The sequence below is a fragment of the Pseudomonas nitroreducens genome (assembly GCF_024170165.1).
GTDB classification, from domain to species: Bacteria; Pseudomonadota; Gammaproteobacteria; order Pseudomonadales; family Pseudomonadaceae; genus Pseudomonas; species Pseudomonas nitroreducens_C.
The window spans coordinates 13,080-36,488 of the sequence record NZ_JALJXP010000001.1 but is presented as its reverse complement, the minus strand read 5'-3'; the positions used below and the strand labels follow the sequence as shown (position 1 = coordinate 36,488).

The following is a 23,409-nucleotide window of genomic DNA, read 5'->3' as shown; positions in this document are numbered from 1 at the left end:
GCCTGTCCGGCGTGCCCGTGGAGAAGGCCAAAGCCACGTGGCATGCGGGTTGCAGACGGGATCGAGACGGCCAGGCGGTTCGGCCAGAGGTGTCTCCGAGCTTGCCTCGGGACACCTTCTGCCTGTGGATAACTCAGTGGGTAACGTGTGGGGCAGGTGGGGGCAGGCTGTGATCAGTACTCGATCACCACATCGCCCTTGGGCACGCTGCAGCAGGACAGGATGTAGCCTTCGGCGACGTCTTCGTCGGTGATCCCGCCGTTGTGCTCCATCTCCACCTCGCCGGAGCGCTTCATCACCTTGCAGGTGCCGCAGATACCCATGCCGCAGGCCTTGGGAATGTGCAGGCCGAGCTGGGCGGCAGCGGCGTGGACGGTCTCGCCGGGCGCCACGCGGATGCTCTTGCCGGTCTCGCAGAACTCCACCAGGTTCTGCTCGGCCAGGGGCACGGCCGGCGCCTCGGCGGCTTCGGCGGCCAGTTCCTTCACGTCGGCGCGGACTTCCGGCGGGGTCGGGCCGAAGGCCTCCTCGTGGTAGCGCGACATGTCGTAGCCCTCGGCTTCGAGCAGGCGCTTGACCGCGTGCATGTAGGGCGTCGGGCCGCAGCAGAAGACCTCGCGCTCGAGAAAGTCCGGCGCCATCAGCTGCAGCATCGCCTTGTTAAGGAATCCCCGGTAGCCGGCCCAGGACTCGCCCATCTCGTACTTCTCGCAGACCAGGTACAGCTTGAAGTTGTTGATCCGCGAGTTCATGTGCTCCAGCTCGCGGTGATAGATGATGTCCTTGGGCGTGCGCGCGCTGTGTACGAAGACCATGTCGACGTTGGCGTTGGTGTCGAAGAACCAGCGCGACATGGACATCACCGGGGTGATGCCGACGCCGCCGGAGAGGAACAGCACCTTTTCGGCCGGGAAGTCGATGGCGTTGAAGTTGCCCACCGGCCCGTGCACCGGGACCTGGTCGCCTTCCTTGAGGTTGTCGTGCAGCCAGTTCGAGACCTTGCCGCCGGGCACGCGCTTGATGGTGATGGAGAAGCTGTAGGGCACCGAGGGCGAGCTGGAGATGGTGTAGGAGCGCATGATCGGCTGGCCGTCGATCTCCAGCTCGAGGGTGACGAACTGCCCCGGCTTGAAGAAGAACATGATCGGCGCGTCGGCCATGAAGCAGAAGGTGCGCACATCCCAGGTTTCCTGGATGGCCTTGACGCAGCGCACCAGGTGGCGCCCGTTGGCCCAGGTCTGGGTGTTCACCGGATTGAGGAAGTTGTTCGTCGACATGCTGTCTCTCCGCGCACGCGGGCCGTGCTGGGCCTGATGGGGCAGCGCCGGGGCCCGCTTGCCTACGTCGTTTCAGCGTAGAAAGCACGGGGCCTTTCGGCATGCCTGATGGGGCGGATTGTGTGCACGACGCCCGCCCGCGCATTTACCTGCCTGCGACATTTGCATGCTTATCGCGACCTGCCGCCTGGGACGTGCCGTGGCGCGTCGGGAAATGATCTGGCCGTGTCGCCCATGGATAAGGGTAATCCCGGGGTGCGGCCCCACACTCAGCTCCATGCCGAGCAACTCCCAAGGTTGAGCGAGACGGCGGGAAACGGCGCACTCGGCGCGCCTGGCACCTGCCGCAAACCCGCCCTGCGTGGCAAACCGTATCAGCCACTTATTTCCGCCGGCAGCCCGACCGGGCTGCGGCATGAGGACCGAGCAATGGACGTCACCACTACCCTGAGTCTGGGCGACCCGCTGGAACCGGCCCGCAAGGCCACCGCCGAGATGCTGCGCAGCCGCGACCACAACTTCTCGCTGCCGCAGCCCTTCTACAACGACGAGCGCCTGTTCCAGCTGGACATGCAGGAGATCTTCCACAAGGAGTGGCTGATCGCCGGCATGACCTGCGAGATCCCCGCCAAGGGCAATTTCCTCACCCTGCAGATCGGCGACAACCCGGTGATTGTGCTGCGTGGCGCGGAGGGCAAGATCCACGCCTTCCACAACGTCTGCCGCCACCGTGGCTCGCGCCTGTGCGTCAGCGACAAGGGCAAGGTCGCCAAGCTGGTCTGCCCCTACCACCAGTGGACCTACGAGCTGGACGGCCGCCTGCTGTTCGCCGGCACCGAGATGGGCGCCGACTTCGACATGAAGGACTACAGCCTCAAACCGGTGAACGTGAAGACCGCCGGCGGCTACATCTTCATCTCGCTGGCGGAGAACCCGCCGGCCATCGATGACTTCCTGCGTACGCTCGAGCACTACATGGAGCCGTACGACATGGAGAACACCAAGGTCGCGGTGCAGACCACGCTGATGGAAAAAGCCAACTGGAAGCTGGTGCTGGAGAACAACCGCGAGTGCTACCACTGCAACGGCTCGCACCCGGAGCTACTGAACACCCTGCTGGAGTGGGACGACGTCACCGACCCGCGCGCCAGCCAGGCGTTCAAGGACCAGGTCGCCGCCTGCACCACCGCCTGGGAGGCCGAGAAGATTCCCTACGCCCATGAAAGCTTCGGCCTGCGCAACCGCATCGTGCGCATGCCGCTGCTGCAGGGCACCGTGTCCATGACCATGGACGGCAAGCAGGGCAGCAAGAAGCTCATGGGCCGCATCCAGAACCCGGACCTGGGCTCGATGCGCATCCTGCACCTGCCGCACTCCTGGAACCACTGCATGGGCGACCACCTGATCGTCTTCACCGTGTGGCCGATCAGCGCGCAGCAGACCATGGTCACCACCAAGTGGCTGGTACACAAGGAGGCGGTGGAAGGCGTCGACTACGACGTCGCCCGCCTGCGCGAAGTCTGGGACGCCACCAACGATCAGGACCGTCGCCTGGCCGAAGAGAACCAGCGCGGCATCAACTCCACCGCCTACCAGCCGGGGCCGTATTCCAAGACCTACGAGTTCGGCGTGATCAACTTCCTCGACTGGTACAGCGAGCGGATGCTGAACAACCTGGGCGAGGAATCCGCCCACGCCCGCCTGGTCGCCGAGAAGTAAGCCCCAGTCACCCAGCGCCCCCGTCTCCGGGGGCGTTGTCGTTAGTGAGGAAGCCACATGGACGCGATGCTCTTCTACAGCAGCTCCGCCTTCGTCACCGGCCTGGTGGCGTGGAACCTCTTTGCCTGCTGGCGCAAGCGCTGACGCGCCCTGCACTACACGCTAGCCGCTCATTGTAGGAGCGAGCTTGCTCGCGAACATCTTCCCGGCAGGCTCCGCACCGCCGCCGTATCACCCCCTCCCTAACCCTCCCCCTGAAGGGAGAGGGGACTGTTCGGCGCAGGATGTCGCCTATGGCTTCAGTCGGCACGTACGGCGCCCTCTCACTTCAGGGAAAGGGCGCTTCCCACCCGCGCGGTGTCCCGCAACGAAGAGCGTTCGCGAGCAAGCTCGCTCCTACAAGTCCGCGCCACTCCTCGCCTCCAGCCCCCACATTCCCCAGCACGACGCAAACGCTGTCGCCCATGTCGCCGGCTTGACGCTTTCGGTATGACCCTGGTCGTTTTCGAACCGGGTCGCCTCCGGGGGCAGGGATATCCTGCCTGCAAAGCGTCGGCACAAGTCCCGCCGCAAGAGCCTTGCCTGAATAGAGAGACGCCAAGATGAGCCCAGCCGAACTTCACGCCGACAGCATCGTCATCGATGGCCTGATCATCGCCAAATGGAACCGCGAGCTGTTCGAGGACATGCGCAAGGGCGGCCTGACCGCCGCCAACTGCACCGTGTCGGTGTGGGAAGGATTCCAGGCGACGGTGAACAACATCGTCTCCAGCAGCAAGCTGATCCGCGACAACAGCGACCTGGTGCTGCAGGTGCGCACCACCGCCGACATCCGCCGGGCCAAGGAGCAGGGCAAGACCGGCATCCTCTTCGGCTTCCAGAACGCCCACGCGTTCGAGGACCAGCTGGGCTACGTCGAGGTGTTCAAGCAGCTGGGCGTGGGCATCGTGCAGATGTGCTACAACACCCAGAACCTGGTCGGTACCGGTTGCTACGAGCGCGATGGCGGCCTCTCCGGCTTCGGCCGCGAGATCGTCGCGGAGATGAACCGCGTCGGCATCATGTGCGACCTGTCCCACGTCGGCTCCAAGACCTCCGAGGAGGTCATCCTCGAGTCGAAGAAGCCCGTCACCTATTCCCACTGCCTGCCGTCGGGCCTCAAGGAGCACCCGCGCAACAAGTCCGACGCCGAGCTGAAGTTCATCGCCGACCACGGCGGCTTCGTCGGCGTGACCATGTTCGCGCCGTTCCTCGCCAAGGGCATCGACTCGACCATCGACGACTACGCCGAAGCCATCGAGTACGTGATGAACATCGTCGGCGAGGACGCCATCGGCATCGGCACCGACTTCACCCAGGGCCACGGCCAGGACTTCTTCGAGTGGCTGACCCACGACAAGGGTTACGCCCGCCGCCTCACCAACTTCGGCAAGATCGTCAACCCGCTGGGCATCCGCACCGTCGGCGAATTCCCCAACCTCACCGAGACCCTGCTCAAGCGCGGCATGCCCGAGCGCGTGGTGCGCAAGGTCATGGGCGAGAACTGGGTGCGCATCCTCGGCGAAGTCTGGGGCGAATGATTCAACCTCAACAGCGCCCTCTCCCCCAGCCCCTCTCCCGCAAGCGGGAGAGGGGAGCAGAGCGGCCGGCATGCACTTGACCTTCCGCATGCACGGATAGCTCCCTCTCCCTTCAGGGAGAGGGCTGGGGAGAGGGCAACCGCACACACGAATTCTGGAGTCTTGCCACCATGGCCAAACACGCCCCCGAACTGCCCATCGAAGTCGACAGCGAAACCGGCGTCTGGACATCCGACGCCCTGCCGATGCTCTACGTGCCGCGGCACTTTTTCGTCAACAACCACATGGGCATCGAGGAAGAGCTGGGCGCCGAGCGCTATGCCGAAATCCTCTACAAGGCCGGCTACAAGTCCGCCTGGCACTGGTGCGAGAAGGAAGCCGAGTGCCATGGCCTGGTCGGCGTGGAAGTCTTCGAGCACTACATGAAGCGCCTGTCTCAGCGCGGCTGGGGGCTGTTCCAGATCGAGCAGATCGACCTCGACAAGGGCACCGCCCAGGTGCGCCTGAAGCACTCGGCCTTCGTCTACGTCTACGGTAAGGTCAACCGCAAGGTCGACTACATGTTCACCGGCTGGTTCGCCGGTGCCATGGACCAGATTCTCCAGGCGCGCGGCAGTGACCTGCGCACCGTGGCCGAGCAGGTCTACAGCGGCGCCGAGGAAGGCCACGACGACGGCCTGTTCGTCGTCAAACCGCTCTGATCCACGACTTCGGCACCGGCGGCCCGAGGGCCGCCACCACAACAAGAAACCTCTGATCCCGTGAGGATGCCGCAATGGCTTTCGAGTCTATGTTCCAGCCGATCCAGATCGGCAAGCTGACCATCCGCAACCGCGTGCTCTCCACCGCCCACGCCGAGGTCTACGCCACCGACGGCGGCATGACCACCGAGCGCTACGTGAAGTACTACGAGGAGAAGGCCAAGGGCGGCATCGGTCTGGCCATCTGCGGCGGTTCCTCCGTGGTTGCCATCGACAGTCCGCAGGAATGGTGGAGCTCGGTGAACCTCTCCACCGACCGCATCATCCCGCACTTCCAGAACCTGGCCGACGCCATGCACAAGCATGGGGCCAAGATCATGATCCAGATTACCCACATGGGCCGCCGCTCGCGCTGGGACGGCTTCAACTGGCCGACCCTGATGTCGCCCTCGGGCATCCGCGAACCGGTGCACCGCGCCACCTGCAAGACCATCGAGCCGGAAGAGATCTGGCGGGTGATCGGCAACTACGCCCAGGCGGCACGCCGGGCGAAGGAAGGCGGCCTGGACGGCGTCGAGCTGTCCGCCGTGCACCAGCACATGATCGACCAGTTCTGGAGCCCGCGCGTCAACAAGCGCACCGACGAGTGGGGCGGCACCTTCGAGGGCCGCATGAAGTTCGGCCTGGAAGTGCTCAAGGCCGTACGCCAGGAAGTCGGCGACGACTTCTGCGTCGGCATGCGCATCTGTGGTGACGAGTTCCACCCGGACGGCCTCACCCACGACGACATGAAGCAGATCGCCAAGTACTACAGCGACACCGGCATGATCGACTTCATCGGCGTGGTCGGCTCGGGCTGCGACACCCACAACACCCTGGCCAACGTCATCCCGAACATGACCTACCCGCCGGAGCCCTTCCTGCACCTGGCTGCCGGCATCAAGGAAGTGGTCAACGTGCCGGTGCTGCACGCGCAGAACATCAAGGACCCGAACCAGGCCACGCGCATCCTTGAGGGCGGCTATGTGGACATGGTCGGCATGACCCGCGCGCACATCGCCGACCCGCACCTGATCGCCAAGATCAAGATGGGCCAGATCGACCAGATCAAGCAGTGCGTCGGCGCCAACTACTGCATCGACCGCCAGTACCAGGGCCTGGACGTGCTGTGCATCCAGAACGCCGCTACTTCCCGTGAGTACATGGGTGTGCCGCACATCATCGAGAAGACCACCGGCGTGAAGCGCAAGGTGGTGGTGGTCGGCGGTGGCCCGGCTGGCATGGAGGCGGCGCGTGTCGCCGCCGAGCGTGGCCACGACGTCACCCTGTTCGAGAAGAAGGACCAACTGGGCGGGCAGATCACCACGGCCTCGAAGGCCCCGCAGCGCGACCAGATCGCCGGCATCACCCGCTGGTACCAGCTGGAGCTGGCGCGGCTGAACGTCGACCTGCGCCTGGGCACCGGCGCGGACGCCGACACCATCATGGACCTGCGCCCCGACGTGGTGGTGCTGGCCAACGGCGGCCATCCGTTCCTCGAGCAGAACGAACACTGGGGCGCCGCCGACGGGCTGGTGGTCAGCAGCTGGGACGTGCTCGACGGCAAGGTCGCGCCGGGCAAGAACGTGCTGGTCTACGACACCATCTGCGAATTCAGCGGCATGTCGGTGGCGGACTTCCTCGCCGACAAGGGCGCCCAGGTCGAGATCGTCACCGACGATATCAAGCCCGGCGTAGCCATCGGCGGCACCACCTTCCCGACTTACTACCGCAGCATGTACCCCAAGGAAGTGATCATGACCGGCGACCTGATGCTGGAGAAGGTCTACCGCGAGGGCGACAAGCTGGTGGCGGTGCTGGAGAACGAATACACCGGCGCGAAAGAGGAGCGGGTGGTCGACCAGATCGTCGTGGAGAACGGCGTGCGCCCGGACGAGAGCCTGTACTACGCGCTCAAGCAGGGCTCGCGCAACAAGGGTCAGATCGACGTCGAGGCGCTGTTCGCGATCAAGCCGCAGCCGTGCCTCAGCGAGGCCGGCGACGGCTACCTGCTGTTCCGCATCGGCGACTGCGTGGCCCAGCGCAACACCCACGCCGCGATCTATGACGCGCTGCGTCTGTGCAAGGACTTCTGATACAGGCCCGGCAAGGATCTCCGGCTGGCTCGGATAGCCGCCTCTCCCGCTTGCGGGAGAGGCGGGGGGAGAGGGTGTTTCAGGGCATGCGCAGTGCCCGCTCGAACACCCTCTCCCTGACCCTCTCCCTGAAGGGAGAGGGGACTGGTCCGGAGTCCCCATTTCGGTCCCGTAGGGAGACCCATAACAATGCTCAACATCATCCTCCCCATCCTGCTCTTCAGCGCCCTCGGCCTCGCCGTGCTGGGCGCCGTGAAGCGCTTTTCGATGTGGCGCCGCGGCCGGCCCGCCCAGGTCGACTGGATCGGCGGCCTGCTGAAGATGCCGCGCCGTTACCTGGTGGACCTGCACCACGTAGTCGAGCGCGACAAGTACATGTCGAAGACCCACGTGGCCACCGCCGGCGGTTTTGTCGCCGCGGCGCTGCTGGCCGTCCTGGTGCACGGTTTCGGCCTGCACAGCCGCATCCTGGGCTTCGCCCTGCTGGCTGCCACCGCACTGATGTTCTGCGGCGCGCTGTTCGTCGCCAGGCGTCGTCTCGACCCGCCGTCGCGGCTGTCGAAAGGCCCGTGGATGCGCCTGCCGAAAAGCCTGCTGATGTTCTCGGCGAGCTTCTTCATTGCCACCCTGCCGGTGGCGGGCATCCTGCCGGAAGGTTTCGGTGGCTGGTTCCTCGCGGCCATCCTCGCCGTTGGCGTGGCCTGGGGCGTGTCCGAGCTGTTCTTCGGCATGACCTGGGGCGGCCCGATGAAGCACGCCTTCGCCGGCGCCCTGCACCTGGCCTGGCACCGTCGCGCCGAGCGCTTCGCTGGTGGCCGCTCCACCGGCCTCAAGCCGCTGGACCTGGCCGACCCCATGGCCCCGCTGGGCGTCGAGAAACCCACCGACTTCACCTGGAACCAGCTGCTCGGCTTCGACGCCTGCGTGCAGTGCGGCAAGTGCGAGGCCATGTGCCCGGCCTTCGCTGCCGGCCAGCCGCTGAACCCGAAGAAACTCATCCAGGACATGGTCATCGGCCTGGCCGGCGGCAGCGATGCGAACTTCGCCGGCTCTCCCTACCCCGGCAAGCCGCTCGGCGAACACAGCGGCGGTCCGCACCAGCCGATCGTCGCGCTGGACGGCAAGGCGCTGGTGGATGCCGAAACCCTCTGGTCCTGCACCACCTGCCGCGCCTGCGTCGAGGAGTGCCCGATGATGATCGAGCACGTCGACGCCATCGTCGACATGCGCCGCCACCTCACCCTGGAAAAGGGCGCGACCCCGAACAAGGGTGCCGAGGTGCTGGAAAATCTCATCGCCACCGACAATCCCGGCGGCTTTGCCCCCGGTGGCCGGCTGAACTGGGCGGCGGACCTGAATCTGCCGCTGCTGGCCGACAAGCAGCAGGCCGACGTGCTGTTCTGGGTCGGCGACGGCGCCTTCGACATGCGCAACCAGCGCACCCTGCGTTCCTTCGTGAAGATCCTCAAGGCCGCCAACGTCGACTTCGCCGTGCTCGGCCTGGAAGAGCGCGACAGCGGCGACGTGGCCCGCCGCCTGGGCGACGAAGCCACCTTCCAGACTCTGGCCAAGCGCAACATCGCCACCCTGGCCAAGTACCGCTTCAAGCGCATCGTCAGCTGCGACCCGCACAGCTTCCACGTGCTGAAGAACGAATACGGCGCGCTGGGCGGCAACTACCAGGTGCTGCACCACACCACCTTCATCGACGAGCTGGTGCAAAAGGGCGCGCTGAACCTCGGCCAGAGCAAGGCCGCCAGCGTGACCTACCACGACCCGTGCTACCTCGGCCGCTACAACGGCGAGTACGAAGCCCCTCGCGCTGTGCTCAAGGCCATCGGCATCGAGGTGAAGGAAATGCAGCGTTCCGGCTTCCGCTCGCGCTGCTGCGGCGGTGGCGGCGGCGCGCCGATCACCGACATCCCCGGCAAGCAGCGGATTCCCGACATGCGCATGGTCGACATCAAGGAAACCGGCGCCGAGCTGGTGGCCGTGGGCTGCCCGCAGTGCACCGCAATGCTCGAAGGCGTGGTCGCACCGCGCCCGGAGATCAAGGACATTGCCGAACTGGTCGCCGAGGTCCTCATCGAGGCCACCGAGGTGCCGGCAAAAAAGCCCTCGCTGGTGCGCCGTGAAGAATCGGCGGAGGTGCACTGATGAATGCCTTTCTGATGGCGCAAGGTCCTTGCTCCCTCTCCCTAACCCTCTCCCTGAAGGGAGAGGGGACCGTCCGTGCAGTGGCGAACCGCAGTTTTTGTCGGGTATCCCGCTGCACCGAATTGCCTACAGGCTCCATCTCTCTCAGAGCAGCACGGATAGCTCCCTCTCCCTTCGGAGCGGGGCGCGTAGCCAGGGCGGGGGGAGAGGGTAGCCGCAGCCAAAGGAAGTATTTCGCATGAGCGACATCATCCGCCGCGACCCGCGCGCCGAGTGGATCGCCCGCAACCGCCTGCATCCGCTGCACGCGGCCATGCAATCGGCCGAGGGCGGCGAGAGCCGCTGGATGGGCCCCAACGGCGTGCTGCGCAAGAATCCCCACGCGGTCGGCTTCACCGGCCCCAATGGCGTCAAACGCATCGACCGCTCCGGTGGCCAGCAGGGCACCGGGGGCAAGCGCAGCAGCGCGCCGGAAGTGGTGCAGTTGCCGCTGGTGGTTATCCAGCAACCGGCGTTCCTGATTGCCGTGGTGCCGGACATGGTCGGCGGCCGTCTCTCCAGCCACGACCGCGACCTGCTGGGCCTGGCCCGCAAGCTCGCCGGCAGCGATGGCGCGGTATTGGCCGTGGTGTTCGGCGAGTACAAGGAAAGCGCCTTCGATACTGCCGGCGTCGATCGCCTGCTGCAGATCGACGGCAACGAGTACGACGGCTACGCCCCGGAACAACGGGTTCTGGCGCTGCGTTCAGCGAACAGCCAGTTCGCCCCGCGCCACTGGTTGCTGCCCGACAGCCGCAGCGGTGGCGGCGAGCTGGGTCGCCGTCTGGCCGCGAGCCTCGGCGAACGCCCGGCGACCCGCGTCTGGCAGGCCGAAAGCGAACGCTGTGTCGGTCGTGCCGGTGCTGGTCAGCAGGACCTGCACCGCGAGCTGCCGCGCCTGATCCTGGCCGCTGCCGAGTGCGCCGAGCCGGTCAGCGAGACCCGCCATGAAGCCCGTGCTGTCGAGCTGGAAAGCAACGTCGCGCGCAATCTGCCGCGCATCGAGGACCTCGGCCCAGTGGCCGTTGACCCGGCGCAGATCCCCATGGCCGAGGCGGAGTTCATCCTCTCCGGCGGCAATGGGGTGAAGGACTGGGAGCTGTTCCACCGCGCCGCTGTCGCTCTCGGCGCCACCGAAGGCGCCTCCCGCGTGGCAGTGGACGACGGCCACATGCCGCGTGCCCGCCAGGTTGGCGCCACCGGCACCTGGGTCACGGCGCGGGTCTATCTCGCCGTCGGCATCTCCGGGGCGATCCAGCACCTGCAGGGCATCGGCTCCTGCGACAAGGTGGTGGCGATCAACATGGACCCGGGTTGCGACATGATCAAACGCGCCGATCTCTCGGTGATCGGTGATTCCACCGCGATCCTCGAGGCGCTGATGGCCCTGGCCGAAGCCCATCGCAACGGAGCGGCGCGAGATGCGGCCTGAACCCGGAATGCTCGCTCCTACACCGGTTCTGAGGTGTCTGATGAATGACCTGAACATCGTTGCCCTGGTGTCCATCGGCGCCCACCCGGCCTCCGGTCGCGCGCGTCGCGCCGACCAGGATGCCCGGGCGGTGGAGCTGGGCATGAGCCTCGCTGGCAAACGCCTGCGCGTGGTGCATGCCGGCGACGCCGGGGAAGAAGCGCTGCGTGGCTACCTTGGCATGGGACTGGACGAGTTGGCAGTGCTGGAACAGCCTGCAGGCGCCGACGCCCTGCCGGCGCTGGCGGCCTACCTGGGCGACAGCGGCGCGCAACTGGTACTCACCGGCACTCAGGCGGAAACCGGCGAAGGCTCCGGCATGCTGCCCTTCCTGCTGGCCGAGCGCCTGGGCTGGCCGCTGGTGGTCGGCCTCGCGGAAGTGGAGAAGGTGGAAGGCGGCAGCGCCCAGGTGCTGCAGGCCCTGCCCCGTGGCCAGCGCCGTCGGCTGAAGGTGCGTCTGCCCTTCGTCGCCAGCGTCGACAATGCCGCGCCGGTGGCTCGCCAGAGTGCCTTCGGCCCGGCCCGTCGCGGTTATCTGGAAGCCCATGAAGTGGAAGTGGTGGACGACCCGCTGCTCGCCGAAGGCAACCTGCAACCGGCGCGCCCGCGTCCCAAGCGGTTGAAGGTGATCAAGGCGAAGACCGGCGCCGAGCGTATGAAAGCCGCCACCGCCAAGGCTTCCGGTGGCACCGGGCAGGTGCTCAAGGATGTCACGCCCGAGGCGGGCGCCGAGGCGATCTTCAAGCTGCTGCGCGAAGAAGGCGTGATCCGCGTCTGACGTTTCGCTCCCTGTAGGAGCTCCCCATGGGCGCGATCGCGGGCATGGCCCGCTCCTACAGGTGTCCGTGCCAGCGAACCTTGCGGACGAATTTCCGGTCCAAATCACGCTGACGGCCGGAAATCATTGAAATGACACGAGAATTATCTCGTAAGCTATTGAATTGACAGCATACGGCTTGTCAGAAGATTCCCGTTTCTGCTGGCCCCGCCGCGCCCCTTTCTTTATCCTCCGCACCCTTTGAAAGGCTTTGCGGAGGCTCCCATGCTCGATTCCACCCTCGAACAACTTGAACAGCTGGTCGCCGAACTGCTGCAGCAGAACGAAGTGCTGGTGCAGGACAACGCCGCTGTGCGTGAAGAACTGCTCAAGGCCCGTGAGGAAAACGACAGCCTGCAGCTGTCCCTGATGGAACAGGAAGAGAAGCACAACGCCACGGCTACCCGCCTGCAGGCGCTGATCCGCCGCGTCAGCGACAGCCGCGCCCACGCATGAGTGGCGACGGCGTCCGTGTCCTGCGCATCCTCGGGCGCGAGTACAGCGTCCGGGCGCCGGCCGGTGAAGAGCGTCGGCTGCAGGACGCGGCCGCGCTGCTGCAGGCGGAGATCACCGCCAGCAAGAAGAAATTCCCCTACGTCACCAGCAATGAGCTGATGGTGCTCTCCGCGCTCAACCTCTGTGCCCGTCAGCTCGGCGCGCAGGACGAGGAGTGCGACGAGGCGGACGCCGTGGAGCGTATCGCCGCCCTCAACCGCCGGATTCTCGATCACCTGCAGCGGCAGGACTGATCCCCGCGACTCTCTTCTAGACACCCTGCGCATCGCGGACAACGTTCGCGGTGCATTTTGTCGTGCCCGAATCGCAGGCAAAAAAAGGGGACACCGGGGTAAGCGGTGTCCCTTCTAAAGGAGAGTGGGCCAAGAGGCCCCTCAACCGGTGAGACGTGGCGCTTCGGACAAGTCCGCCGCGCCGGGCATAAAAGAAGGGAGTGGGGGTAACCAATCCCTGAAAGGTGAGGAAGGAGTACTCCCCCTCAACCGGTGAGACGTGCCCGGCTGGCGCCGGGCGGGTGATCAGGCGCGCAGCGGAATCAGGCGCGGGGCGATCATGTTCTCCGGCAGCAGGATGTCGGCCAGGGTGGCTTCGTCCAGCAGCTGTTCCTCGCGAACCAGTTCCAGTACGCCGCGGCCGGTTTCCAGCGCGATCTTGGCGATGCGGGTGGAGTTCTCGTAGCCGATGTACGGGTTCAGCGCGGTGACCAGGCCGATGCTGTGCTCCACCAGCTGGTGGCAGCGCTCGACGTTGGCGGTGATGCCGGTGATGCAATGCTCGCGCAGCATGTCCATGGCGCGCTGGAGCAGGCGGATCGAGTCGAAGATCTTGTAGGCGATCAGCGGCTCCATCACGTTCAGCTGCAGCTGGCCGCCTTCGGCAGCGATGGTCAGCGCCAGGTCGTTGCCCATGATTTCGAAGGCGCACATGTTCACCGCCTCCGGGATCACCGGGTTGACCTTGCCCGGCATGATCGAGCTGCCCGGCTGACGCGGCGGCAGGTTGATCTCGTTGATGCCGGTGCGCGGACCGCTGGACAGCAGGCGCAGGTCGTTGCAGATCTTCGACAGCTTGACTGCGGTGCGCTTGAGCATGCCGGAGAACAGCACGAAGGCGCCCATGTCGGAGGTGGCTTCGATCAGGTCGGCGGCCGGGACGACCGGCTGGCCGCTGATTTCAGCCAGGCGCTCGACGGCCAGCTTCTGGTAGCCGGGGTCGGCGTTGATGCCGGTACCGATCGCGGTGCCGCCGAGGTTCACTTCGGTCAGCAGTTCCGGCGCCAGGCGACGCAGGCGGTCGAGGTCTTCGCCCAGGGTGGTGGCGAAGGCGTGGAATTCCTGGCCGAGGGTCATCGGCACCGCGTCCTGCAGCTGGGTACGACCCATCTTCAGTACGCCGGCGAACTCGACGCCCTTGGCGGCGAAGGCCTGGATCAGGCTGTCGAGGCTGGCCAGTAGGGTGTCGTGGCCGAGCAGCAGGCCCAGGCGGATGGCGGTCGGGTACGCGTCGTTGGTCGACTGCGCCATGTTCACGTCGTTGTTCGGGTGCAGGTACTTGTACTCACCCTTGGTGTGGCCCATGGCTTCCAGCGCGATGTTCGCGATCACTTCGTTCGCGTTCATGTTGGTGGAAGTGCCGGCGCCACCCTGGATCATGTCCACCACGAACTGGTCGTGGAAGTCGCCGCGGATCAGACGGGCACAGGCTTCGCTGATGGCGGCGTGCTTGTCTGCCGGCAGGTGGCCGAGCTTGTGGTTGGCATCGGCTGCCGCCTGCTTGACCATCGCCAGGGCGACGACCAGTTTCGGGTAGTGCGACAGCGGCACGCCCGAGAGGCGGAAGTTGTTCACAGCGCGCAGGGTCTGGATGCCGTAGTAGGCGTCAGAAGATACTTCGAGGGTGCCGAGGAGGTCTTTCTCGATGCGGAACGATGCAACAGGGGACATGACAGGGATTGTCTCAAAGGAACACGGCCAGTGCCGCGATGCCCGGTAGACTAGGGATTTCGCCTTTCGTCGGCCAATGCTGTTAAAGGCTGCCTCATGCACGAACGGCATAATGTACCCTGTGACGAATTGATGACGGCGAGCGTATGACTGTGCTACGCGCGCCCGGCTCCTGACCAATCGATCAGCGCGTGACAGCGTTGGAGTTGACGTGAACCTCGAGACCAAATGGCTGGAAGACTTCAGCACCCTGGCCACCACCCGCAGTTTTTCCCAGGCCGCTGAAAAGCGCTTCGTGACCCAGCCGGCGTTCAGCCGGCGCATCCGCAGCCTGGAAGATGCCCTCGGCCTGACCCTGGTGAACCGCCAGCGCACGCCCATCGAGCTGACCGAGGCGGGCCAGCTGTTCCTGGTCACCGCCCGCGCGGTGGTCGAGCAGCTCGGCCAGGTAGTGCGCCACCTGCACCACCTGGAAGGCGGGCAGGGCGAGGTGCTGCAGTTCGCCGCCGCGCACTCCCTGGCGCTGGGCTTCTTCCCGGCGTGGATCTCGCGGCTGCGCTCCGAGGGCCTGAACATCGCCAGCCGCCTGGTGGCGACCAACGTCGGCGAGGCGGTGCACCTGCTGCGCGAGGGCGGCTGCGACCTGATGATGGCCTTCTACGACCCGGACGCCGCGCTGCAGATGGACCCGGAAGTCTTCCCCTCGCTGCACCTGGGCCGTACCGAGATGCTGCCGGTGTGCGCGGTGAATTCCGCCGGCGTGCCGCTCTACGACCTGGACAGCGGCCAGAGCGTGCCGCTGCTGGCCTACAGCGCCGGTGCCTTCCTCGGTCGCGGGGTCAACCTGCTGCTGCGCCAGCGCAACCTGCGCTACACCACCGTCTATGAAACGGCGATGGCCGACAGCCTGAAGAGCATGGCGCTGCAGGGCATGGGCGTGGCCTGGGTGCCGCGCCTGAGCATGGAGTCGGAGCTGGCCCGTGGTGAGCTGGCGCTGTGTGGCGGCCCGCACTGGATCGTCCCGCAGGAAATCCGCCTGTACCGCTGCGCCCTGGTGCGCAAGGCGCAGATCCGCCTGCTCTGGCGCAAGCTGGAAGGCGGCCTGGGGCTGGACGAGACGCCCTGATCCGCTGGGCGGAGGCGGACGACCGGGGCTGTTCCGTTTATTTGATAAGCATTATCATTTGCGGCTTTCCAGGGTCTTCCCCTCGCGCCGGCTTCGGTGCGGACCGCTGGCGAGCTTCCGTCCCCGATGTCCCATTCCGACCGCCCGGCCGACTCCCGTGCCGCGGACGCCCCGGCACCCGCCGAGGCGTTGCCGCGCGAGGATTTCCTGCAGGTGTTCCTCACCCAGCGCCCGCGCATGGAAGCCCTGGTGCAGCGCCGCGTCGGCTGCCGCGCCACCGCGGCGGACCTGGTGCAGGACCTGTTCCTGCGCTTCTGGAAGCGCCCCCAGGCGCCGGTGGAAGAACTCGCCAGCTACCTGCTGCGCAGCGCGCGCAACCTCGCCATCGACCATCTTCGTGGCGAGGACTCGCGCGGCCGTACCCTGAGCACGCTGCTGCCCGATGACGATGATGCGCAGCCTTCGCCGGAACAGGCGGTGCAGGCCGGCGCCGAACTGGAGCTCATAGAAGGTGCGCTGCGCCAGTTGCCCGAACGCACTCGCCACATCTTCCTGCTCAGCCGTGTACATGGCCGCACCTACGGCGAGATTGCCACCGCCATGGGGCTTTCCCAGAGCGCGGTGGAAAAACATATGATGCGCGCCCTCGATGCCTGCAAGGCGAGCCTGGTGCCCGCCGCGCCGGCCACTCGCCGTGGAGCCGCCGACCGATGAAGCCCGAAATCGCCACCTCGCCCGAAGACGCCCAGCGTCAGGCGCGCCAGTGGCTGCTGCGTTTGCAGGATCGCGGCGGTGAAGCCTGGCTGGGCGCTTTCCAGGCCTGGCTGGCGGCTGATCCCCGGCACGCCAGCGCCTATGCCGAAGTCGATGCACTGTGGCAGGCCAGCGCTGCACCGGCGCAACGACTGGCGGTGGAGGAGGGCGCTGCCCTGAACGCCTATCTGGCGCAAATGGATCGCCCCGCTGCGCGCCGCGCGCAGCTCAATCACCGGCGCTGGGCCTATCCACTGGCCAGCGCCGCCTGCCTGCTGCTGATGCTCTGGGCCGGCGGCTGGTGGTCGCCGGGCAACTGGCTCACCGACCTGTCCGCCGACTACGTCAGCGCGCCGGGTGAAGTGCGCGAAATCACCCTCGGCGACGGCTCGCGCCTGACCCTGGACGCCGACAGCGCCGTGGCCGTCTCCCTGGAGGGCGAGCAACGCCGCGTCGACCTGCTGCGCGGCGCCGCTTCCTTTGCCGTGAAGCACTTGCCCAAGCCCTTCGTGGTGCGCGCCGGAGAGGGCGAAGCACGGGTGCTCGGCACCGAATTCGAAGTCCGCCGTCTGGGCGGGCAGACCCGCGTCACCGTCGCCGAAGGCCGCGTCTCGGTGCGTGGCAGCCGCGCGGTGGGCGTTCCGGAGGTGGTGCTCGGCGCGGGCGAACGCGTCGGTATCGACGGGACGAAGCTGGGCGATGGCCAGCCCGCCGACGCCCAGGCCGCGCTGGCCTGGCGCCAGGGTTGGCTGACCTTCTACCGTGCGCCGCTGGGCGAGGTGCTGGAGCGTCTGGGTACCTACTATCCGGGGCGCATCGTGCTGCTCGACAACGAACTGGCGCAGCGGCGGGTCAGCGGCAGTTTCCCCAGCGCCGACCCGCAGGCCGCGCTGGATTCGCTGCAGGCGGTGGTGGGCTTCCGCCAGCAGCCGCTGCTCGGGCGTTTCGTGCTGATTCGCTGAACGCGGAAAATATTTTCGAAAAAGGGGTGAGGTACTGCCTCGGCTGCTCCGTGTAGTGGTCATGAATGCGATTTATTCGCATGTGTAATCGACCTGTCGAGCAAGTGAGCCCCCGATGACCCCGCTGCGTCGCGCTGTCCCCGAACTGTCCCTGAAACCGCTCGCCGCCTTCGTGCTCGGCGCCGCCCTGGCTGCCGCGCAGGCGCCGGCCGCCCTGGCTGAAGCCGCCGCCGCCAGTTCGGCGCTGCAGGCCCGGTTCGGCTTTGCCATGGCGGCCCAGCCGCTGCCCCAGGCGCTCAGCGAGTTCAGCCGGGTGACCGGCCTGAGCGTGGTCTACACCGACGAGGCGCCCTACGACCTCAGGGCCCCGGCAATCTCCGGCCAGCTCAGCGCCAATGACGCGCTGAATCGCCTGCTCGCCGGTTCCGGCTACCGCTTTCGCGCCCTCGACGGCCGCACCCTGACCCTGGAGCGCCTGCCTGCCGATACCCTGAGCCTGACCGACACCACCGTCACCGGCCAGGCCGCCGCCACCAGCTATCAGCCAGCGCCGGTAGCTGCCATCGGCCGCACCGACACGCCGGTGCTGGAAACCCCGCAGGCCATCGTCACGGTTCCGGCGCAGGCGCTGCGCGACCAGAAGCCGCGCAACCTCGACGATGCGCTGGGCAACATCAGCGGCGTGACCCAGGCCAACACCCTCGGCGGCACCCAGGATGCGGTGATGAAGCGCGGCTTCGGCGACAACCGCGACGGCTCGATCATGCGTGACGGACTGCCCTCGGTGCTGGGCCGCAACCTCACCGCCACTGCCGACCACGTCGAAGTGCTCAAGGGCCCGGCCTCCGTGCTCTACGGCATCCAGGACCCGGGCGGCGTGGTCAACGTGGTGAGCAAGAAGCCGCAGCTGCAGCAGTACAACGCCGTCACCCTGCGCGGTTCGACCTTCGCCCACGGCAAGCAGGGCAGCGGCGCGCAGATCGACAGCACGGGCGGGCTGGGTGAGAGCAACCTGGCCTACCGGCTGATCGTCGATCACCAGGACGAGAACTACTGGCGCAATTTCGGCCAGCAGCGCGAGACCCTCGTCGCACCGTCGCTGGCCTGGTTCGGCGAGGACACCACGGTCAACCTCAGCTACGAGCACCGCGAGTTCAAGACGCCGTTCGACCGTGGCACCGCCATCGATCCGCGTACCAACCGGCCGCTGGATATCCCGCGCACCCGCCGGCTGGACGAGCCGTTCAACATCACCGAAGGCCGTTCCGACCTGAGCCGCCTGGACATCGAACACCGCCTCGACGACGCCTGGAAAGCGCACTTCGCCTACGGCTGGACCCGCGAGACCTACGACGACAACCAGGCGCGGGTGACCAAGGTCAACAGCAACGGCACCGTGACCCGCCGCGTCGACGGCACCCACGGCGCGGTGAGCAGCGACAGCTTCGCCACCGCCAGCCTGAACGGCGACCTGCAACTGGGCGGCTTTCGTCACGAACTGGTGGTCGGCATCGACAGCGAGAAGCGCAAGATCTACCGCGCCGACCTGATCCGCGACACCAAGAACACCACGCTGAACTACCTCGATCCGGTCTACGGGCAGATTTCTCCCGCCACCAGCGTCAGCGCCAGCGACAGCGACCAGACCGACAAGCTGCGCAGCGACTCGCTGTTCCTGCAGGATTCCTGGCACCTGGACGACCACTGGATCCTGGTGGCTGGCGGGCGCTACCAGATGTACGACCAGTACGCCGGTCGCGGCCGGCCGTTCAAGGCCAACACCGACATCAGCGGGCAGAAGTGGGTGCCGCGCGGGGGCGTGGTCTACAAGGTCAACGACGAGGTCTCGCTGTACGGCAGCTACACCCAGTCGTTCAAGCCCAACTCCACCATCGCGCCGCTCTCCACCGGCGAGGTGATCGACTCGGCGATCCAGCCGGAAGAGGCATCGTCCTGGGAGATCGGCGGGAAGCTCGACATCCCCGGCCGCATCACCGCCAACCTGGCGTTCTTCGATATTCGCAAACGCAACGTGATGGTCACCCAGCTCGACGCCAACGGCGACAGCCGCGTCAGCACCGCCGGCAAGGTGCGCTCCTATGGCGCCGAGCTGGATGTCACCGGCCAACTGAGCGAAAGCTGGAGCCTGCTGGGCAGCTACGCCTGGCTGGATGCGGAAGTCACCGATGACCCGGAGCTGGAAGGCAATCGCCTGCAGAACGTGGCCAAGGAAACCGCCGCGCTGACAGCCGTATACGACGCCGGCTCGCTGCTCGGCGGTGACGACCTGCGCCTTGGGGGCAGTGCGCGTTACGTGGGCAAGCGCGCGGGCGATCCGTCCAACTCCTTCGAGCTGCCGTCGTACACCGTGGCCGATGTCTTCGCCAGCTACGACACCCAACTGGGCGGGCACAACGTCGGCTTCCAGTTCAACGTGAAGAACCTGTTCGACCGCACCTACTACCCGTCGGCGGCGAACAACCTCTATGTCGCCATCGGTGAACCGCGGCAGTTCGAGTTCTCGACCACGGTGGAGTTCTGACGGTTAGGAGCGATTGTCTTCCTCTGAGTTTCCGCGCCTGGGTTACCCTCTCCCCCGCCCTCTCCCTGAAGGGAGAGGGAGATTTCCGAGCATTTGGGAAGTGCTGAGTCAGCCGGCATACACGAAAACAACAGCCAGCACGGATGTCCCCTCTCCCTTCAGGGAGAGGGTTAGGGAGAGGGACTCCTGCTATGCACCGAACGAGCCTTACATCTCCACTACGATCCGTCCTTCGATCTGCCCGGCGCGCATGCGGTCGAGGATGGCGTTGATGTCATCCAGCTTGCCGGAGGCGACGGTGGCCTTCACCAGGCCCTCGCCGGCGAAGTCCAGGGCTTCCTGCAGGTCGGCGCGGGTGCCGACGATGGAGCCGGTGATGTGCAGGCCCTTGAGCACCACGTCGAAGATCGGCGTGGGGAAGTCGCCCGGCGGCAGGCCGACCAGCGACACGGTGCCGCCGCGCCGGGCCATGCCGATGCCCTGGCCGAAGGCGCTGTTGGATACCGCCGTGACCAGTACGCCGTGGGCGCCGCCGATATCGCGCTGCACCACTTGCACCGGGTCTTCCTTCTTCGCGTTGACGGTCAGGCTGGCGCCCAGACGCCTGGCCAGCTCCAGCTTGGCGTCATCCACGTCCACCGCCACCACGTGCAGGCCCATGGCCTTGGCGTACTGCACGGCCACGTGGCCGAGGCCGCCGATGCCGGAGATCGCCACCCACTGGCCGGGGCGCGCGCCGGTTTCCTTCAGGCCCTTGTAGACGGTGACGCCCGCGCAGAGGATCGGCGCGATTTCCAGGAAGCTGACGTCCTTGGGCAATATCCCGACATAGTTCGGGTCCGCCAGCACGTATTCGGCATAGCCGCCGTTCACCGAGTAACCGGTGTTCTGCTGGCTTTCGCAAAGGGTTTCCCAGCCGGTCAGGCAGTGCTCGCAGCAGCCACAGGCGGTGTACAGCCAGGGCACGCCGACGCGGTCGCCTTCCTTCACACGGCTGACGCCAGCGCCGACCGCGGCGACGAAACCGACGCCTTCATGGCCGGGAATGAACGGCAGGCTCGGCTTCACCGGCCAGTCGCCTTCGGCAGCATGCAGGTCGGTATGGCAGACGCCGGACGCCTCGATCTTCACCAGGATCTGCCCGGGGCCGGGCAGCGGGACTTTGACTTCCTCGATCCGCAGTGGCTCGCCAAAGGCGTGGACGACAGCGGCTTTCATGGTCGTGGGCAGGGTCGTGGACATTGCGCTCGCTCCTTGAAGGGTGAGGGACCTGCCCGTCCGGGCAGGTTCGTGTCAGACGAGTGTGAGCCTCTGAGCCTAGGCCATCTTGAGCTGCGGCAAGCTTTTTCGAGGTCGTCGCAGGCCCTGTCGGTGGTGGAATGACGAAATCGGGACCAACGGTCATGCCCAGTGCACTGCGGTACGGTCTTTGCGGTATACTGCGCCGCCTTCAAGCCGGCACTGCCCGCCGGTTTGGCCACGTACAAGCCACGCCCTCACGGAGTCGTGGCTTGTTGGTTTCTGACGCGCCCAAGAGCGCACTTGAGAGAGGCACGACGATGAGCGCACTGGTTGGCGTGATCATGGGTTCCAAATCCGACTGGAGCACCCTGAGCCACACCGCAGACATGCTGGACAAGCTCGGCATTCCGTACGAAGTGAAGGTGGTTTCCGCCCACCGGACCCCGGACCTGCTGTTCCAGTACGCCGAAGAGGCCGACGGCCGCGGCATCGAAGTGATCATCGCCGGCGCCGGCGGTGCCGCCCACCTGCCGGGCATGTGCGCCGCCAAGACCCACCTGCCGGTCCTCGGCGTGCCGGTGCAGTCCTCCATGCTCTCGGGTGTCGACTCGCTGCTGTCCATCGTGCAGATGCCCGCGGGCGTCCCGGTCGCCACCCTGGCCATCGGCAAGGCCGGCGCGACCAACGCCGCCCTGCTCTCCGCCAGCATCCTGGGCGCCAAGTATCCCCAATACCACGAGGCGCTGAAGCAGTTCCGCGCCACCCAGACCGAGACGGTGCTGGACAATCCCGATCCGCGCGAGGCCTGAGCAGAACCATGAAGATCGGTGTCATCGGTGGCGGCCAGCTGGGCCGCATGCTGTCCCTGGCGGGCACCCCGCTGGGCATGAACTTCGCTTTCCTCGACCCGGCGCCGGACGCCTGTGCGCAAGCCCTGGGCGAACACATCCGCGCTGACTACAGCGACCAGGACCACCTGCGTCAGCTGGCCGATCAGGTCGACGTGGTGACCTTCGAGTTCGAGAGCGTGCCGGCCGAGACCGTGGCCTTCCTCTCGCAGTTCGTCCCGGTCTACCCGAACGCCGAGTCGCTGCGCATCGCCCGCGACCGCTGGTTCGAGAAGTCCATGTTCAAGGACCTGGGCATCCCGACCCCGGCCTTCGCCGACGTGCAGTCCCAGGCCGAGCTCGACGCAGCCGTCGCCAGTATCGGCCTGCCGGCCGTGATGAAGACCCGCACCCTGGGCTACGACGGCAAGGGCCAGAAGGTCCTGCGCAAGGCCGAGGACGTCACGGGCGCCTTCGCCGAGCTGGGCAGCGTGCCCTGCATCCTCGAAGGCTTCGTGCCCTTCACCGGCGAAGTGTCGCTGGTGGCGGTACGCGCCCGCGACGGTGAGACGCGCTTCTACCCGCTGGTGCACAACACCCATGAGAACGGCATCCTGCGCCTGTCCGTGGCGAGCACCGACCACCCGCTGCAGGCGCTGGCCGAAGACTACGTCGGCCGCGTGCTGGACAAGCTGCAGTACGTTGGCGTGCTGGCTTTCGAGTTCTTCGAAGTCGACGGCGGCCTGAAGGCCAACGAGATCGCCCCGCGCGTGCACAACTCCGGCCACTGGACCATCGAAGGTTCGCAGTGCAGCCAGTTCGAGAACCACGTGCGGGCCATCGCCGGCCTGCCGCTGGGCTCGACGGCGAAAGTGGGCGAGAGCGCCATGCTCAACTTCATCGGCGAAGTGCCGCCGGTGGCCGAGGTGCTGAACATCGCCGATTGCCACCTGCACCACTACGGCAAGGCCTTCAAGGCCGGGCGCAAGGTTGGCCACGCCACCCTGCGCAGCGCCGACCTGGCGACCCTGAAGGCGCGCATCGCCGAGGTCGAGGCGCTGATCGCCAAGGCCTGACGGCCCGCCGATCGGAGTGCTCAAGAGAAAGCCGCGTCAATCGCTGACGCGGCTTTTTTCATGGGCGATCGTCAGACTGCTGTAAGGCTCGCGAAACACATCCGGTCGCTCTGGCACGCGGGAATACACGGAACGCGATGCTTTCCTACACTGTCCCATGACACGCGCGAACCCACCGCGCATATCCCACAAGGAGGGACTGTCATGGGCTTCATCGGAACCATCGTCATCGGCCTGATCGTCGGACTCATCGCACGCTTCCTGAAGCCGGGCGACGACAGCATGGGCTGGATCATGACCATCCTGATCGGCATCGGCGGTTCGCTGCTGGCCACCTACGGCGGCCAGGCACTCGGCATCTACGCGGCCGGCCAGGCGGCAGGCTTCATTGGCGCAGTGATCGGCGCCATCGTGCTGCTGGTCATTTACGGCCTGATCAAGAAGAATTGACGGTGATTTCCGCCCCTCTCCCGCCAAGGGGGAGGGCGCAGGAAGCCCTTACCGCCTGTGCCCGACCGGGCCCTTC

At 66.4% G+C, this 23,409-nt stretch carries 19 protein-coding genes; 16 read left to right on the top strand and 3 right to left on the bottom strand.

Annotated elements, in window-relative coordinates:
* Positions 1-173: 173 nt before the first annotated feature.
* Positions 174-1,277: a glycine-betaine demethylase subunit GbcB gene (gene gbcB / locus J2T47_RS00160; RefSeq protein WP_253441388.1), complete on the bottom strand. Its 1,104-nt coding sequence runs from the start codon at positions 1,275-1,277 to the stop codon at positions 174-176.
* A gap of 429 nt (positions 1,278-1,706) precedes the next feature.
* Between gbcB and gbcA the strand changes: the two genes are divergently transcribed.
* The 9 genes from gbcA to J2T47_RS00115 all read left to right on the top strand — a co-directional run bounded on the left by gbcA (position 1,707) and on the right by J2T47_RS00115 (position 12,645).
* Positions 1,707-2,996: a glycine-betaine demethylase subunit GbcA gene (gbcA, locus tag J2T47_RS00155; protein ID WP_253441387.1), complete on the top strand. Its 1,290-nt coding sequence runs from the start codon at positions 1,707-1,709 to the stop codon at positions 2,994-2,996.
* 602 nt (positions 2,997-3,598) lie between these two features.
* Positions 3,599-4,576 carry a dipeptidase gene (locus J2T47_RS00150; RefSeq protein ID WP_253441385.1) on the top strand — a complete coding sequence of 326 codons (978 nt, stop codon included), beginning with the start codon at positions 3,599-3,601 and terminating at the stop codon, positions 4,574-4,576.
* A 170-nt stretch (positions 4,577-4,746) separates the two neighbouring features.
* The gene (locus J2T47_RS00145; RefSeq protein WP_138213637.1) at positions 4,747-5,277 is read left to right on the top strand and encodes a 4-vinyl reductase; all 531 of its coding nucleotides are present in this window, start codon (positions 4,747-4,749) and stop codon (positions 5,275-5,277) included.
* Positions 5,278-5,351: 74 nt separating this feature from the next.
* Positions 5,352-7,412, top strand: a complete 2,061-nt coding sequence (gene dgcA / locus J2T47_RS00140) for a dimethylglycine demethylation protein DgcA (protein ID WP_253441383.1) — start codon at positions 5,352-5,354, stop codon at positions 7,410-7,412.
* Between the two features lie 189 nt (positions 7,413-7,601).
* Positions 7,602-9,569, top strand: a complete 1,968-nt coding sequence (gene dgcB / locus J2T47_RS00135; protein WP_253441375.1) for a dimethylglycine demethylation protein DgcB — start codon at positions 7,602-7,604, stop codon at positions 9,567-9,569.
* Positions 9,570-9,807: 238 nt separating this feature from the next.
* Positions 9,808-11,040, top strand: coding sequence for an electron transfer flavoprotein subunit alpha (etfA, locus tag J2T47_RS00130; RefSeq protein ID WP_253441373.1), 1,233 nt, complete (start codon positions 9,808-9,810; stop codon positions 11,038-11,040).
* A 40-nt stretch (positions 11,041-11,080) separates the two neighbouring features.
* Positions 11,081-11,857, top strand: coding sequence for an electron transfer flavoprotein subunit beta (gene etfB, locus J2T47_RS00125; RefSeq protein WP_253441371.1), 777 nt, complete (start codon positions 11,081-11,083; stop codon positions 11,855-11,857).
* Positions 11,858-12,121: 264 nt separating this feature from the next.
* Positions 12,122-12,352, top strand: a complete 231-nt coding sequence (locus J2T47_RS00120; RefSeq protein ID WP_138213642.1) for a hypothetical protein — start codon at positions 12,122-12,124, stop codon at positions 12,350-12,352.
* Positions 12,349-12,645 (top strand): cell division protein ZapA, encoded by a 297-nt coding sequence (locus J2T47_RS00115; protein WP_253441369.1) that lies wholly within the window; start codon positions 12,349-12,351, stop codon positions 12,643-12,645. Before J2T47_RS00120 ends, J2T47_RS00115 begins: the two co-directional genes overlap by 4 nt.
* A gap of 285 nt (positions 12,646-12,930) precedes the next feature.
* Here the strand turns inward: J2T47_RS00115 and J2T47_RS00110 are convergent, their stop codons facing one another.
* Positions 12,931-14,355, bottom strand: coding sequence for an aspartate ammonia-lyase (locus tag J2T47_RS00110; protein ID WP_184597676.1), 1,425 nt, complete (start codon positions 14,353-14,355; stop codon positions 12,931-12,933).
* Between the two features lie 211 nt (positions 14,356-14,566).
* On the opposite strand from J2T47_RS00110, the gene J2T47_RS00105 reads away from it, so the two are divergent.
* From J2T47_RS00105 to J2T47_RS00090, 4 genes are all read left to right on the top strand, one after another.
* Positions 14,567-15,481, top strand: a complete 915-nt coding sequence (locus J2T47_RS00105; protein WP_045214108.1) for a LysR substrate-binding domain-containing protein — start codon at positions 14,567-14,569, stop codon at positions 15,479-15,481.
* Positions 15,482-15,607: 126 nt separating this feature from the next.
* Entirely contained in the window at positions 15,608-16,195 is a 588-nt protein-coding gene (locus J2T47_RS00100) for an RNA polymerase sigma factor (RefSeq protein WP_253441367.1), read from the top strand.
* A complete protein-coding gene (locus tag J2T47_RS00095; protein ID WP_253441365.1) occupies positions 16,192-17,196 on the top strand; it encodes a FecR family protein in 1,005 nt (334 codons plus the stop codon). The genes J2T47_RS00100 and J2T47_RS00095 overlap by 4 nt, the downstream gene beginning before the upstream one ends.
* Positions 17,197-17,311: 115 nt before the next feature.
* On the top strand, positions 17,312-19,738 hold the full coding sequence (locus J2T47_RS00090; RefSeq protein WP_301295322.1) for a TonB-dependent siderophore receptor: 2,427 nt from the start codon (positions 17,312-17,314) through the stop codon (positions 19,736-19,738).
* 207 nt (positions 19,739-19,945) lie between these two features.
* Here J2T47_RS00090 and adhP read toward each other — a convergent pair whose 3' ends face one another.
* Positions 19,946-20,980, bottom strand: coding sequence for an alcohol dehydrogenase AdhP (gene adhP, locus J2T47_RS00085; RefSeq protein ID WP_253441363.1), 1,035 nt, complete (start codon positions 20,978-20,980; stop codon positions 19,946-19,948).
* 317 nt (positions 20,981-21,297) lie between these two features.
* Between adhP and purE the strand changes: the two genes are divergently transcribed.
* From purE to J2T47_RS00070, 3 genes are all read left to right on the top strand, one after another.
* Positions 21,298-21,789 (top strand): 5-(carboxyamino)imidazole ribonucleotide mutase, encoded by a 492-nt coding sequence (gene purE, locus J2T47_RS00080; protein ID WP_017521570.1) that lies wholly within the window; start codon positions 21,298-21,300, stop codon positions 21,787-21,789.
* Positions 21,790-21,797: 8 nt separating this feature from the next.
* Complete coding sequence (locus J2T47_RS00075; RefSeq protein WP_253441361.1) at positions 21,798-22,883, top strand: 5-(carboxyamino)imidazole ribonucleotide synthase; 1,086 nt, start codon at positions 21,798-21,800, stop codon at positions 22,881-22,883.
* Between the two features lie 204 nt (positions 22,884-23,087).
* The gene (locus tag J2T47_RS00070) at positions 23,088-23,333 is read left to right on the top strand and encodes a GlsB/YeaQ/YmgE family stress response membrane protein (RefSeq protein WP_081519143.1); all 246 of its coding nucleotides are present in this window, start codon (positions 23,088-23,090) and stop codon (positions 23,331-23,333) included.
* Positions 23,334-23,409 lie beyond the last annotated feature (76 nt).

Excerpts from the sequence above, each read along its gene's own strand:
- J2T47_RS00100 (WP_253441367.1), top strand. The coding sequence starts at position 15,608 with ATGTCCCATTCCGACCGCCCGGCCGACTCCCGTGCCGCGGACGCCCCG.
- J2T47_RS00145 (WP_138213637.1), top strand. The coding sequence starts at position 4,747 with ATGGCCAAACACGCCCCCGAACTGCCCATCGAAGTCGACAGCGAAACC.
- J2T47_RS00120 (WP_138213642.1), top strand. The coding sequence starts at position 12,122 with ATGCTCGATTCCACCCTCGAACAACTTGAACAGCTGGTCGCCGAACTG.
- J2T47_RS00075 (WP_253441361.1), top strand. The coding sequence starts at position 21,798 with ATGAAGATCGGTGTCATCGGTGGCGGCCAGCTGGGCCGCATGCTGTCC.
- J2T47_RS00150 (WP_253441385.1), top strand. The coding sequence starts at position 3,599 with ATGAGCCCAGCCGAACTTCACGCCGACAGCATCGTCATCGATGGCCTG.
- adhP (WP_253441363.1), bottom strand. The coding sequence starts at position 20,980 with ATGTCCACGACCCTGCCCACGACCATGAAAGCCGCTGTCGTCCACGCC.
- etfA (WP_253441373.1), top strand. The coding sequence starts at position 9,808 with ATGAGCGACATCATCCGCCGCGACCCGCGCGCCGAGTGGATCGCCCGC.
- gbcA (WP_253441387.1), top strand. The coding sequence starts at position 1,707 with ATGGACGTCACCACTACCCTGAGTCTGGGCGACCCGCTGGAACCGGCC.
- purE (WP_017521570.1), top strand. The coding sequence starts at position 21,298 with ATGAGCGCACTGGTTGGCGTGATCATGGGTTCCAAATCCGACTGGAGC.
- etfB (WP_253441371.1), top strand. The coding sequence starts at position 11,081 with ATGAATGACCTGAACATCGTTGCCCTGGTGTCCATCGGCGCCCACCCG.
- J2T47_RS00070 (WP_081519143.1), top strand. The coding sequence starts at position 23,088 with ATGGGCTTCATCGGAACCATCGTCATCGGCCTGATCGTCGGACTCATC.
- J2T47_RS00110 (WP_184597676.1), bottom strand. The coding sequence starts at position 14,355 with ATGTCCCCTGTTGCATCGTTCCGCATCGAGAAAGACCTCCTCGGCACC.
- dgcB (WP_253441375.1), top strand. The coding sequence starts at position 7,602 with ATGCTCAACATCATCCTCCCCATCCTGCTCTTCAGCGCCCTCGGCCTC.
- J2T47_RS00095 (WP_253441365.1), top strand. The coding sequence starts at position 16,192 with ATGAAGCCCGAAATCGCCACCTCGCCCGAAGACGCCCAGCGTCAGGCG.
- dgcA (WP_253441383.1), top strand. The coding sequence starts at position 5,352 with ATGGCTTTCGAGTCTATGTTCCAGCCGATCCAGATCGGCAAGCTGACC.
- gbcB (WP_253441388.1), bottom strand. The coding sequence starts at position 1,277 with ATGTCGACGAACAACTTCCTCAATCCGGTGAACACCCAGACCTGGGCC.
- J2T47_RS00115 (WP_253441369.1), top strand. The coding sequence starts at position 12,349 with ATGAGTGGCGACGGCGTCCGTGTCCTGCGCATCCTCGGGCGCGAGTAC.
- J2T47_RS00090 (WP_301295322.1), top strand. The coding sequence starts at position 17,312 with ATGACCCCGCTGCGTCGCGCTGTCCCCGAACTGTCCCTGAAACCGCTC.